At 51.9% G+C, this 11,910-nt stretch carries 13 protein-coding genes; 1 reads left to right on the top strand and 12 read right to left on the bottom strand.

The window, feature by feature from the left end; genetic code table 11:
• The coding region (locus RB297_RS30765; protein ID WP_375122082.1) for a hypothetical protein at window positions 1-215 on the top strand (215 nt) is incomplete at its 5' end.
• Between the two features lie 397 nt (window positions 216-612).
• Here RB297_RS30765 and lysS read toward each other — a convergent pair.
• The 12 genes from lysS to RB297_RS30705 form a co-directional block, all read right to left on the bottom strand.
• Complete coding sequence (lysS, locus tag RB297_RS30760) at window positions 613-2,124, bottom strand: lysine--tRNA ligase (RefSeq protein ID WP_375122081.1); 1,512 nt, start codon at window positions 2,122-2,124, stop codon at window positions 613-615.
• A 172-nt stretch (window positions 2,125-2,296) separates the two neighbouring features.
• Window positions 2,297-2,773 carry a transcription elongation factor GreA gene (gene greA / locus RB297_RS30755; RefSeq protein ID WP_009591919.1) on the bottom strand — a complete coding sequence of 159 codons (477 nt, stop codon included), beginning with the start codon at window positions 2,771-2,773 and terminating at the stop codon, window positions 2,297-2,299.
• A 210-nt stretch (window positions 2,774-2,983) separates the two neighbouring features.
• Window positions 2,984-4,015 (bottom strand): tRNA dihydrouridine synthase DusB, encoded by a 1,032-nt coding sequence (gene dusB, locus RB297_RS30750; protein ID WP_096777308.1) that lies wholly within the window; start codon window positions 4,013-4,015, stop codon window positions 2,984-2,986.
• A gap of 223 nt (window positions 4,016-4,238) precedes the next feature.
• Complete coding sequence (locus RB297_RS30745) at window positions 4,239-4,445, bottom strand: helix-turn-helix domain-containing protein (RefSeq protein ID WP_012818334.1); 207 nt, start codon at window positions 4,443-4,445, stop codon at window positions 4,239-4,241.
• Complete coding sequence (folK, locus tag RB297_RS30740) at window positions 4,397-4,945, bottom strand: 2-amino-4-hydroxy-6-hydroxymethyldihydropteridine diphosphokinase (RefSeq protein WP_375122080.1); 549 nt, start codon at window positions 4,943-4,945, stop codon at window positions 4,397-4,399. The genes RB297_RS30745 and folK overlap by 49 nt, the downstream gene beginning before the upstream one ends.
• A gap of 7 nt (window positions 4,946-4,952) precedes the next feature.
• A complete protein-coding gene (gene folB / locus RB297_RS30735; RefSeq protein WP_009591901.1) occupies window positions 4,953-5,315 on the bottom strand; it encodes a dihydroneopterin aldolase in 363 nt (120 codons plus the stop codon).
• Window positions 5,316-5,351: 36 nt separating this feature from the next.
• Window positions 5,352-6,212 (bottom strand): dihydropteroate synthase, encoded by an 861-nt coding sequence (folP, locus tag RB297_RS30730; protein WP_096777309.1) that lies wholly within the window; start codon window positions 6,210-6,212, stop codon window positions 5,352-5,354.
• Window positions 6,209-7,096 carry an aminotransferase class IV gene (locus RB297_RS30725; protein WP_375122079.1) on the bottom strand — a complete coding sequence of 296 codons (888 nt, stop codon included), beginning with the start codon at window positions 7,094-7,096 and terminating at the stop codon, window positions 6,209-6,211. The genes folP and RB297_RS30725 overlap by 4 nt, the downstream gene beginning before the upstream one ends.
• Window positions 7,093-7,674, bottom strand: coding sequence for an aminodeoxychorismate/anthranilate synthase component II (pabA, locus tag RB297_RS30720; RefSeq protein WP_375122078.1), 582 nt, complete (start codon window positions 7,672-7,674; stop codon window positions 7,093-7,095). Before pabA ends, RB297_RS30725 begins: the two co-directional genes overlap by 4 nt.
• 1 nt (window position 7,675) lies before the next feature.
• Window positions 7,676-9,340: an anthranilate synthase component I family protein gene (locus RB297_RS30715; RefSeq protein ID WP_375122077.1), complete on the bottom strand. Its 1,665-nt coding sequence runs from the start codon at window positions 9,338-9,340 to the stop codon at window positions 7,676-7,678.
• A 261-nt stretch (window positions 9,341-9,601) separates the two neighbouring features.
• Entirely contained in the window at window positions 9,602-10,537 is a 936-nt protein-coding gene (gene cysK / locus RB297_RS30710; protein WP_012818329.1) for a cysteine synthase A, read from the bottom strand.
• Window positions 10,538-10,965: 428 nt separating this feature from the next.
• A complete protein-coding gene (locus tag RB297_RS30705; protein WP_096777312.1) occupies window positions 10,966-11,901 on the bottom strand; it encodes a peptidylprolyl isomerase in 936 nt (311 codons plus the stop codon).
• Window positions 11,902-11,910 lie beyond the last annotated feature (9 nt).

Below are 11,910 nucleotides of genomic sequence, written 5' to 3'. Positions count from 1 at the left end.
TCCCACCGAAGTGGTTCGTTTTACTCACTCGTTGTTCAGTTTTCAAAGATCAACTTCTTCGTTTGTCACCAACAAGTTATCTCGTTAGCAACTCTTATATCTTATCACATCCGCTCGATCATTGCAAGCTTTTTTTTGAATTTATTTTTCAAATTCATTTCAGCTTGTTGATCCAAGCATTTGTTCCAGGCCGTATTTCTTGGCCGGAAATATAATATACCATGGCATCCGCCTATATGCAACCCTTTTTCGCAAATTAAAAACAAGGAAAATTTATCCACTTATTTACTTGCCTGATATGACTCATTAAGTCCATCTAATTCTGTCTGCTTATCGGGCATAGGTATAACTGAAGCTGTATATGAGTCCCCAGAATGACGGTCCACTGCAGGCCATCATCTTTAGCTGCTCCATTCGTGTTGGTCCCCAACCAAGTATCAAAGGCGCCAAGCAGACAACGCCTAAACACCCAGGCCATTACGTGTTGATACATTGTACCAAGTGAATGTAGCACAGCTTTACAACAAAAACGCGCTCTATGCACAAAAGAGGCAGTCGGCTATAGAAAGCTATAGCCGACTGCCTCTTTTCTATCTATGAAAGGAGCAAAACCTACTCCTTATTACGCATGTGCGGGAACAGCAAGACATCGCGAATGGACGGGGAATTGGTCAGAAGCATGATCAGACGATCGATCCCGATGCCAAGTCCGCCTGTTGGCGGCATACCATATTCCAGGGCACGCAAGAAATCCTCATCCATCTCGTGCGCTTCGTCATTGCCCTGCTCTTTCTCCTTCATCTGCGCTTCAAAACGCTGACGCTGATCAATCGGATCATTGAGCTCCGAGAATGCATTGGCGTGTTCGCGCGCCACGATAAACAGCTCAAAGCGATCCGTGAACCGCGGATCCACGTCGTTCTTCTTCGCCAGCGGCGAAATCTCAACCGGGTGACCGGTTACGAACGTCGGCTGAATCAGCGTCTCTTCTACGAATTGCTCAAAGAACGCGTTCAAAATATGACCAAATGTCATATGCGGCTCAACCGGAACTTTGTGATCTTTGGCAAGACGGTGCGCTTCCTCGTTGGACATGTCCACGCTGAAGTCTACGCCGACAACTTCTTTTACCGCATCCACCATGGATACGCGGCGCCACTGCGGCGTCAGGTCCACTTCATGCCCTTGATAGGAAATGACTTGCGTGCCCAGCACCTCTTGGGCGATATGGGCAATCAGATTCTCGGTCAGTGCCATAATATCTTTGTAGTCCGCATAAGCTTCATAAAGCTCAATCATCGTAAACTCCGGATTATGACGGGTAGAGATCCCTTCATTCCGGTATACGCGGCCAATTTCGTACACTTTCTCAAGTCCGCCCACAATCAGGCGCTTCAGATGGAGCTCAATTGCGATCCGCATATACAGTTCCATATCGAGCGCATTATGATGCGTGATGAACGGGCGTGCCGCCGCACCGCCAGCGATGGAATGCAAGGTCGGGGTCTCCACCTCAAGATAGCCTTGGGAATCCAGGTAACGGCGCATCGATTGGATAATCCGGGAACGGGTAATGAAGGTTTTCTGCACATCGGGATTGATGATCAGGTCGACGTAACGCTGACGATAACGGAGCTCTACATCCTTCAAACCATGGAATTTCTCAGGGAGCGGATACAGCGATTTCGAAAGAACCTCCAGCTCCTTCACCTTCACGGTAGTTTCACCGGTCTTGGTCTTGAACAAGACCCCTTTTATCCCGATGATGTCACCCAGATCAAGGATGCTGAATGCTTCATACTGCGCTTCTGCAACGGAATCCTGGCGAACATAAATCTGAATCCGGCCGCTCAAATCCTGAATATGGGCAAAAGAAGCCTTGCCCATGCCGCGTTTAGCCATAATCCGTCCAGCCAGGTTCACTTCCACCTGCTTCTCTTCCAACTCTTCCTTGGAGAGCTCGTCGTACTGTTTCAGAATATCACCTGCGTGATGTTCTCTTTCGTATTTTCCGCCAAACGGATCGATGCCCAGCTTGCGAAGCTCGTCCAATTTGTTGCGGCGGATTTGCAAAAGCTCACTTAACTCCTGTTCTTGTTCCTGGTTGTTCATTTCTTCCGTCATCGTCATTCATCTCCTTCATTTCGCTTCCATTGTGAATCCCGTACACATTCGGCAAGGACTTAACGGTAGGGCAGCCATTTCAAGACATGCCATCCCTCCATTAAGCCCTCAACCCGGCCCTAACCTATTTAAAAAAGCCCCCCGAAGGAAGCTTTCTACACCACATTCCGACTTACTTCTTAATGTCTACAATTTTATATTGAATAACGCCCGCAGGAACGTTAACATCCACAACCGATCCTTTTTGCTTGCCGATAATCGCTTTGCCGACAGGGCTCTCGTTCGAGATTTTGTTGTTAAGCGGATCCGATTCAGCCGTACCTACAATGGTATATTCCATCGTGTCGCCAAATTCCAAATCCTCCACGATCACCGTGTTGCCCACGCCGACTACATCGGTATTGATATCATCGTTGTTGATGATGCGCGCATTACGGAGCATTTTCTCCAGCGTAATAATCCGGCCTTCGATAAAGGCTTGCTCGTTCTTGGCGTCTTCATATTCGGAGTTTTCACTAATATCGCCATAACCGATGGCAACTTTAATCCGTTCAGCCACCTCGCGGCGCTTCACAGACTTCAGATTCTCAAGTTCGTCCTCCAGTTTCTTCAGACCGTCCTGGGTAAGAATGACTTCTTTATCGCTCATTAACCGATTCTCCTGTCATGTAAATAATTTAAACCACGGTATCAACATACTATATGCGAATTCTTGGGGATCAGAACTTCCCTCTGATGCCTGCTCAATTTCTTGAATTTATACTGAAAGATTATATGGGAACCATTTCAAAAAGTCAATGCGCGCAAAGGCTGTCACGGATGTCGCATACACGCAACCGTTAACAGCCTGCACCTCGTATTATCCAATCGCCGCAGCGGCTTGAGGGTATACGCTTTTTGCCGATTCTTCATGGTTCTCCAGATTGTTCACAAAGTTGTTCAGAAGGTTGACCAATTCATCGCGCTTCGTTTCTTCCATAATAATATCTTTAATGCGAGCCGATCCCTTGAGCCCTTTCAAGTACCAGGAAAGATGCTTGCGCATCTCCCTAACCGCTACCGCTTCGCCGCGCAGGGCGATCAGCCGGTCCATATGCAGGATGGCAATCCGGATTTTCTCCTGGGGAGACGGATCCGACAGCAGCTGGCCCGTCTTCAGGTATTCCACGGTACGGTACAGCATCCAAGGATTCCCCAGCGCTCCACGACCGATCATGACGCCATCGCATCCCGTCGTATCCAGCATCCGTCGCGCATCTTCCGGCGTCACTACGTCGCCGTTGCCGATAACCGGAATGGAGACGGCTTCTTTCACTTGGCGAATGATGTCCCAATCTGCGTGCCCGGTGTAGAGCTGCTCGCGCGTACGTCCGTGAACGCTGACGGCTTGACCGCCCGCCCGTTCGACAGCCTGCGCATTTTCGACAGCATAGATATGATCGCTATCCCAGCCTGTGCGCATCTTCACCGTGACCGGTTTGTTCACGGCATCGACAACCGCCGCGACCATCTCATAGATTTTGTTCGAATCCAGAAGCCAGCGCGCTCCCGCATCCATCTTCGTTACCTTCGGTGCAGGGCAGCCCATGTTGATGTCGATGATATCGGCATTGGTCTGTTGATCGACGACTTTGGCCGCTTCCACCAGGGATACGCGGTCGCCGCCAAAAATTTGCAGGCTCAACGGCTTCTCCCGCTCGTCGACGAACAGCATTTCCTGGGTGCGCTTGTTGCCGTGAACGATCGCCTTGCCGCTGACCATTTCAGCGCAGACCAGACCGGTGCCGAATTCCTTCGCGATCAATCGGAACGCCGGATTGCACACGCCAGCCATCGGCGCCAGAACCACTTGGTTTTTCATCTCAACGTTTCCGATTTTCAATTGATCCATTCCAAATTTCCCTCCTTTATTTTCAAATATTTATAGTCGAAGGATCCCGCTTCTCGAGCGTGAAATCCCCTAAGTTTCAAACCAAACCATCATACCCATGAATCGCGCAATCGTCCAGTCCGCAACATTTACTCATTCTTGCAGATCCCATCCAAAAGACATCTTCCTATATTAATGGCAGGGTTTCTAAAAAATAAACCTGAATCCCTTCACGATAGATAATCTAGCTCCGTTCCTTAAGCTCCTGCAACGTAATCTCCAGCACGTCGGCAATCTGAGCCAGCATCTGCTCCTCGGCACGGCGGTTCCCCCGTTCGATTGCGCCAAGAACAGCCAGAGAAATACCGGATCGCTCGGCGAGCTCTTGCTGGGTCAAACCCTTCAATTTTCGGAAAGCGCGGATACGCTGCGCCAGCTGCTTGTTTTCCAAAGCTGAATTCCTTCCTTTCCTTCCAGGTTCTCAAGTGCTGTCTTCACCACGGGGTACAGACCAGAAGGTTCAGGCTCAGACACGATATCGGCCAGCGGCCTGAGAACGAAAGCCCGTTCCTGCATGCGGGGATGCGGCAGAATGAGGTCCGGCGTATCCAGACGGCGTCCTTCCATCCATAACAGATCCAGATCCACCGTCCGCGGTCCCCAGTGAATATGACGGACCCGGCCGAGCTGTTTCTCGATTTGCTGCATTACGGCAAGCAGCTCATGGGGACTCAGCGATGTCGACACGGCTGCGGCCATATTAAGGAACATCGGCTGATCCACGTAACCGACCGGTTCGGTCTCATACAGGTTGGATACGCGCTCTACCTCAATGCCTGGCACTTCATCCAACCGTTCCAAAGCCTCCATCAGGTTCCCCTCGCGGTCTCCCAAATTGGCCCCTAAAGCAATATAAGCCTCTGAACACTCAGAGGTGGCGTGTGAATTCATGATCGTCTCACTTCCTGGTCCGGTGCAGCTCAATGGTCACACCTTCAAAATGAATGTCAAAAGGCGGGTGCGGCTTCGTCAATCGGACCGTTAAAGCATCGATAATAGTATAAGTGTCCAATACCTTAGATGCAATATGCTCCGCTAAAGCTTCAATCAGGCGGAACGACTCCGTCCGCATAATCTCCAGCAGGAGTTCATGAATCTCGGCATAATTTACCGTTAACGTCAGATCATCCGTCTTCGCGGCTTTGCTCAAATCCATCTCCAGCTCAAGATCCACATAGAAACGTTGGCCCAGCTTCCGCTCTTCCTCAAACACACCGTGGTAGCCGTAGTATTCCATGCGGCTCAGTATCATTTTATCCATCTCGTACTCCGCCCTTCCATCCTTGATCCCAAAAAATTAGTTGCGTTGAAGCTCCGTTGAAGCGTAAGTCATGGCATCGCACATCATGGCTGTCCGTTTCATATGCTTCACGTCGTGCACCCGAACGATCTGACAGCCTTGCGCAATCCCGTATGCGACGGTGGCTGCCGTTCCTTCCAGCACGTCTTGTGCCGGAGCTCCAAGCGCGGTTTGGATAAACCTTTTGCGGGAGGTAGCCAGCAGTACCGGAAACCCCAGCCCCACAAGCTGATCGAGAGATGCCATCACTTTCATGTTCTCGTCATAGTCCTTAGCAAAACCGATGCCCGGATCAAGCAAAATTTGGTGATCCTGCACACCGGCAGCGCGCGCAATTTCGACGCTTTCCAGCAAATCGCGTTTTACGTCTTCTATCAGATTCGTGTAATTTCGATCGCGTCGATTATGCATAAGAATGACGGGGCATCCGAGCTCTGCCGCCGTCTTAGGCATATCAGGATCGTCTTTAAAGCCCCAGATATCATTAATGATATGAGCCCCCGCTCCAATAGCCTGACGCGCCACTTCCGCTTTATAGGTGTCAATCGACAACGGAATTTGCGGCGCGTGCCGGTGAATAGCTTCAATAACTGGGATTACGCGGGCAAGCTCCTCTGAAGCTCCAACCGGCTCGTGTCCCGGCCGCGTCGATTCCCCGCCGATATCGATGATGTCGGCTCCCTCCTCAATCAGCTGAAGCGCATGCTCAACTGCTCGCTCCGTGTCGTTATAACGGCCTCCGTCCGAGAACGAATCCGGCGTCACATTCAATATGCCCATAATGAGCGTCGATTGACCGAGCTTTAACTCAGCGTCCTTGCTCAAACGATATTCACGTTCATAGATGGTTGTTTTCATATATCAAGCCCTGCTTTCCTTCTATACGCATACAGCAATGTACGGGTTATCGGGCCGGCCACTCCTTGTCCGATGGTCAGTGCCTCACCTTCAACTCCAATCAACGTCGTGACCGGAACAATCTCCTGAACAGAGCCTGTCGTAAATATTTCATCCGCTCCGGTAAATACATCCCAACCATAACGGCCTTCTTCGGCCTCGATGCCAAGATCGGCAGCCAATTCCAGCACCACCGCCCGGGTAATCCCCGGCAAAATGCCGGTACCCACGTCCGGCGTATATAAACGCCCCTTCTTGACGAAAAAGACGTTGCTGACGATGCCTTCGGCCACGTCTCCCGCCGAAGTTAACATCAGCCCCTCTGCCGGACCACCCGATGGTTCCGGATATTTTGCCAATTCCCGCTTTGCGAGTATATTGTTCATATAATGCAGGGATTTCATCCGGACCGATGATTCCGGCGTGTTCCGCGGTAGGGACAGCAGCCTCATGGCTCTGCCTGTCTCGTAGAGCGCAGCGTTGGCGGCCGGCAGCTCTTTGGCGAATAGTACCTCGGCCGGCTTCGCATAATCTCCGGCAGGCAAACCGAGCAATCCTTCTCCTGCGGTTACGGTGTACCGTATATAGGCATCCTGAAGGCCGTTCGCCTCCATCAGCTCGGCAATCCAGCCGCTGATCCTCTCGGCATCCGCCTTGTGGGCGATCCCGAGCTCCCGACAGCTGTCCGTCAGCCGGTTCAAATGCCGCTCTAGCAAAAAGGGCTTCCCCTGATACGTGCGGAAGGTCTCGAATAGACCCATTCCATATAAAAGCCCATGATCCATCACAGGTATGACCGCGTCGGCAGCTTCAACGATGCCGCCGTTCATGCCTATATATTTCATGCCTTAGCGCCAGCCGTGCGCTTCAGGAAGTTGCGCAGCATCTGATGGCCATGGTCGGTAATGATGGATTCCGGATGAAACTGTACACCTTCCACGGGATAATGCTTGTGCCGAAGCCCCATGATTTCGCCCTCTTCCGTCCAGGCGGTAATCTCCAGCTCCTCGGGGAGGGTCTCCTTCTCAACGATCAGCGAGTGATATCGCGTTGCGGTGAACGGAACCGGCAAACCTTCGAAGACCGATTCTCCTGTGTGTTGGATGGCGGATGTTTTTCCATGCATGAGGCGCTCCGCACGGATGACGTTGCCGCCAAAGGCTTGCCCGATCGCCTGATGGCCGAGGCAGACGCCGAAGATGGGAATGATCCCTTTGTAATGCGAAATCACGTCCAGACTAATGCCCGCTTCATTCGGCGTGCACGGTCCCGGCGATATCAGGATATGGTCCGGCGCCAACGCTTCGATGCCGGCGATGTCGATCTCATCATTCCGGTAAACCTTGACTTCCTCGCCGAGCTCCCCCAAATATTGAACCAGGTTATACGTAAACGAATCATAATTGTCGATGACAAGTATCATGTTATTTCCCCCCTATATAGGCAGCCGCCGCTGCGGCTTCTTCTTCACTGCACATCAGCGCCGCTATCAAAGCTTTGGCCTTGTTATGGCACTCCCGGTATTCCCGATAAGGATCGGAATCAATGACGATCCCAGCACCTGTCTGAATGTAACCGACCCCATCCTTCACGGCGAGGGTTCGGATAATTATGTTAAGCTCCATATCGCCGTTATAATCGATCCAGCCCATGGAGCCGGTATAAGGCCCCCGCGTCACGGGCTCCAGCTCTTCGATGATTTCCATGGTCCTGATTTTGGGTGCGCCGGTAATGGTGCCGCCAGGGAACGCTGCCGCAATGACATCATATGCATTGTTGCCCTCAGCAATCCGCCCTTCCACTTGGGACACCAAATGCATGACGTGCGAGTACCTCTCCACGGTCATCAGCTCCGGAACATGCACCGTCCCGTATGCGGCAATGCGGCCGATGTCATTCCGCTCCAGGTCGACCAGCATAATATGCTCGGCCCGTTCCTTCTCGCTGCCAAGCAGCTCCGCTTCCATGGCCGCGTCCTCTTCCGGATTTCTCCCCCGGCGGCGGGTACCCGCGATCGGCCGGGCTGATACGGTATCGCCATCCAGCTTCACCAGCAATTCCGGTGAGCCGCTGGCCAAACTGAAGCCTGGCGAGGATAAGTACCCCATGTAAGGTGAAGGGTTCAGAATGCGCAGCCACTCGTAAATATCGGAAGGTTCCGCATGAAGCTGCAGATGCCGGCGAAGAGACAAGTTGACCTGAAAAACATCGCCCTGCCGAATATATTCTTGGATCGAGAGAACCGCCTGCTCGAACGCTTCCTGCGAAAAATCAATCTCCAGCCGATCCCAGATCTCCACATTCGGCCCTGACAGCTCCTGCGCTTTTTTCCATCGTTCCTGCCGCACCCGTTCATCTTCGGATCTCGAATCGTTCTCCGGCCCCGTTCCGTACATTTGATTCCATTGGGAGAGCATCGATTCGGCTCTTAGGCCGGCCTTCTCATATAATTCCTCCAAAATTCCTTCCTGCCCCTGTGAGAGCTCAGAACCTTCAGAAACATTCGCTGAATCCTCAAGCGCCGTCGCCTCCTTCGAATCTTCCCCGCTCCCGAAAGCCCAAGGCAGAGGAACATGCACCGAGCAGTATAGGCTGTCGTCCGCATGATCGTAAATCCAGACTTCTTCCATGCGCATCCACAAATAATCCGGAAAGCCGGGCTCATCCTTGGCCATCACGGGCAGCTGCTCGATCGAGCGGATGACATCGTAGCTCAGAAAGCCTGCACAGCCTCCCCGAAAATCCGGCCATCCCGGCACTCGGGGTGATTTCCACGCTTTCATCCACTGCTCCAACAGACGCAGCGGCTCTCCCGTTACCTGCGTTCGCAATCCGCCTGACATTTCGACGACCTCGCCCTGGCTTCCTTTTCCCTGCAAAATGGACACCGGTCGTAACCCAAGATACGTGTAGCGTCCGCCCTTACCGCTCTCCAGCACAAAGGCATAAGGCGATGCCGCTTTCCAAGCATGTCTCCATGACAGGGGTAATCCTCGTGTTGCTCCTTTATATTGAACCAGATAGGGAACGACGGACCAGCCCTCTTTAGCCCATGACTGCCACTGGGCCAGCTCCACTCTTCTCTCCATGCCGATCCTCCCTTAGTCTTCAAAAGCCTTACTGTTGCCTGTCAGTATACTGTATCCCGCTTCTCTTGAAAACCCTAAATAGAGGCTTGTCCAACAATAATTTTTGAAGCGGTCAGCCCTTGATTCCATTAAAGCGTTATCTTAGGGAGTAGTATACGCAAAAAGCCCTCAATGCTATAAAAAACACATTGAGGGCTCCCTTCTCGCAGCACATTACCTCACTTGGGTGAGATGAAAATGCACAGCCTATTCCAGAACATTTTATTCGAAGTTATAGAGCGGCGTGCTCAGGTAACGCTCTCCGTTGCTTGGAATGACAGCGACAACCCGCTTGCCTTTACCAAGCTCTTTGGCGACCTTCAAGGCAGCATATACAGCCGCACCGGAGGAAATACCGCCAAGAACGCCTTCTTCCTTCGCCACGCGGCGGGAAGTTTCAAAGGCATCGTCATTCTCTACATGGACGATTTCATCGTACACTTCTTGGTTCAAAATTTCCGGGATGAAGTTTGCGCCAATGCCCTGGATTTTGTGAGGGCCTGGCTTGCCACCGGCAAGGATTGGCGATGCAGCAGGCTCCACCGCAATAATCTTGATGTCAGGGTATTGCTCTTTCAGCACTTCCCCAGCGCCTGTAATTGTACCGCCTGTTCCGATGCCAGCCACGAACGCATCCAGGGAACCGCCGATCGATTGGATCGCTTCAACGATTTCCGGACCAGTCGTTTCACGGTGGATCTTCACGTTCGCTTGGTTCTTGAACTGCTCGGCCATGAAGAATCCGGCATTTTCCTTCAGGATTTCTTCGGCCTTCTTAACGGCACCGTTCATTCCTTCCGATCCCGGTGTCAGGACCAGTTCCGCTCCGTAAGCACGCAGCAGGTTTCGGCGCTCCAAGCTCATGGTTTCAGGCATGACGATAACCGCTTTATAGCCTTTAGCCGCTGCCACCATAGCTAAGCCGATGCCGGTATTGCCGCTGGTCGCTTCAATGATCGTATCGCCCGGCTTCAAACGTCCATCCTTCTCTGCCTCTTCCACGATGCTGATCGCGATCCGGTCTTTAACGCTGGCGCCCGGGTTCTGGTATTCCAGCTTCAGATAGATCTCTGCGCTATCCTCAGGTACGATCCGGTTCAAACGGACGAGCGGGGTTTCACCGATTAATTCTGTCACATTATTTACGACTTTTGCCATGAAAGAAGACCTCCTCTAAATATGGATCTGGATAAAAATAGTGAATACATAATGGTGTTATTCATTCGAATGTCGAATCATGAATTTGTAGGTTCTCGATGTTAAAAAAATGGGAGCCGGCGGATTAATAAAATTCCTGTTGTTCAATGGCTCTCCAATATCCGAGTAAAAAGGTAGGTTTTTGTACCTTCATCTTATCAACGTTACAGGCCATTGTCAATATCCAGCTGCTCGAAAATCAACATTTCTAGGTGAATTTTCCTGCGACTCACGAACGAGCCGAACGCGAAATCCTTCGGAGGACTTCATGCGGGATAACCGCCAATTTTCCGCAGCCATCCAAGCTCAGGCATTAACTACAGCGAAAAAAGCCCCTGCAGCCAGATCTTTCTCCGCCACAGCGAGCTTTCCTCATGTTGTTGCTCTATTTACAGCGTAACCGTACCCGCACTGATCCGTGCCTCGTATTTCTCGCGAAGCTGCCGCTCCAATTCCGATAAGGACACCGACTGCTCCAGGGCCAGCTGCTTGCGAACCGCCTTCCGGATACTTTCCTCGCTAGGAGCTTGAGGCTCAATAATATCCCTCACATATACTATGGCGTATGTGTCCGTGAGCGATACAGGTCCCGCAATATCTCCGGGCTCGAGCGATAAAGCTGCTTCAAGCAGCTCTGGCGGCAAAAAGGGGTCATCCTCTTCTACCAAGCCGATCTGTCCGCCGTCTTCCCGAGTGTACTCGTCAAGGGAAACCTGAGCTGCGAGATCCGCAAAATCCTCCCCATTCTCCAGCCGATCCATGACGCGTTCCGCTTCATCTTCCGAAGCGACTTCAATCATGGATAAATTCAGCTGTTTCTTGGGCCGAAATTGATCAGGGTACTGTTCCAGATACGAATCGATTTGCTGCTCCTCGATGTGAACATCGGAAGTCGCAATTTTCTCAAGCAGGAGCCGATAAGTCGTCTCCGTCTTTAACTCACTCTCCGTAATGCCAAGCTGATCTTCCATTTCCGATAAGAACCGTTCCTTAGAGCCATAGCTTCGGCTCATGACTTCGATTTCCGTTTCGACTTCCGCGGTCGTCACATCAATGCCCTTCGCTTTCGCTTCCAGCGCCACGGCGTGCCGATTCAGCATGGTCATCAGCATTTCGCGCCCATATCGCTTCTTCAGCTCGTCAACCCACTCGTCTTCGGTAATCGCCCTGTCCTGGATGGATGCAACGGGCTGGGAGCCTGTTTTCCACGGCGGTGAAGCCTCCTGCGAAAAGCCCCCGGAAAACAGCATCCAGCCCCCCATACCCAATACGCATGCTGTCAAGACAATGACGGTCGCCCACAATCCCTTCTCTTGTCTCGTCATCACGGTCGC

Origin of the sequence: Paenibacillus sp. CR_12, from assembly GCF_041953985.1 — a bacterium.
GTDB classification, from domain to species: Bacteria; Bacillota; Bacilli; order Paenibacillales; family Paenibacillaceae; genus Paenibacillus_AQ; species Paenibacillus_AQ lautus_A.
The sequence above is the reverse complement of the archived record's forward strand: the minus strand, read 5'-3'. Positions and strand labels throughout refer to the sequence as shown.

Excerpts from the sequence above, each read along its gene's own strand:
- RB297_RS30715 (WP_375122077.1), bottom strand. The coding sequence starts at position 9,340 with ATGGAGAGAAGAGTGGAGCTGGCCCAGTGGCAGTCATGGGCTAAAGAG.
- pabA (WP_375122078.1), bottom strand. The coding sequence starts at position 7,674 with ATGATACTTGTCATCGACAATTATGATTCGTTTACGTATAACCTGGTT.
- dusB (WP_096777308.1), bottom strand. The coding sequence starts at position 4,015 with ATGGATCAATTGAAAATCGGAAACGTTGAGATGAAAAACCAAGTGGTT.
- folB (WP_009591901.1), bottom strand. The coding sequence starts at position 5,315 with ATGGATAAAATGATACTGAGCCGCATGGAATACTACGGCTACCACGGT.
- RB297_RS30725 (WP_375122079.1), bottom strand. The coding sequence starts at position 7,096 with ATGAAATATATAGGCATGAACGGCGGCATCGTTGAAGCTGCCGACGCG.
- greA (WP_009591919.1), bottom strand. The coding sequence starts at position 2,773 with ATGAGCGATAAAGAAGTCATTCTTACCCAGGACGGTCTGAAGAAACTG.
- cysK (WP_012818329.1), bottom strand. The coding sequence starts at position 10,537 with ATGGCAAAAGTCGTAAATAATGTGACAGAATTAATCGGTGAAACCCCG.
- lysS (WP_375122081.1), bottom strand. The coding sequence starts at position 2,124 with ATGACGGAAGAAATGAACAACCAGGAACAAGAACAGGAGTTAAGTGAG.
- folP (WP_096777309.1), bottom strand. The coding sequence starts at position 6,212 with ATGAAAACAACCATCTATGAACGTGAATATCGTTTGAGCAAGGACGCT.
- folK (WP_375122080.1), bottom strand. The coding sequence starts at position 4,945 with ATGAATTCACACGCCACCTCTGAGTGTTCAGAGGCTTATATTGCTTTA.
- RB297_RS30705 (WP_096777312.1), bottom strand. The coding sequence starts at position 11,901 with ATGACGAGACAAGAGAAGGGATTGTGGGCGACCGTCATTGTCTTGACA.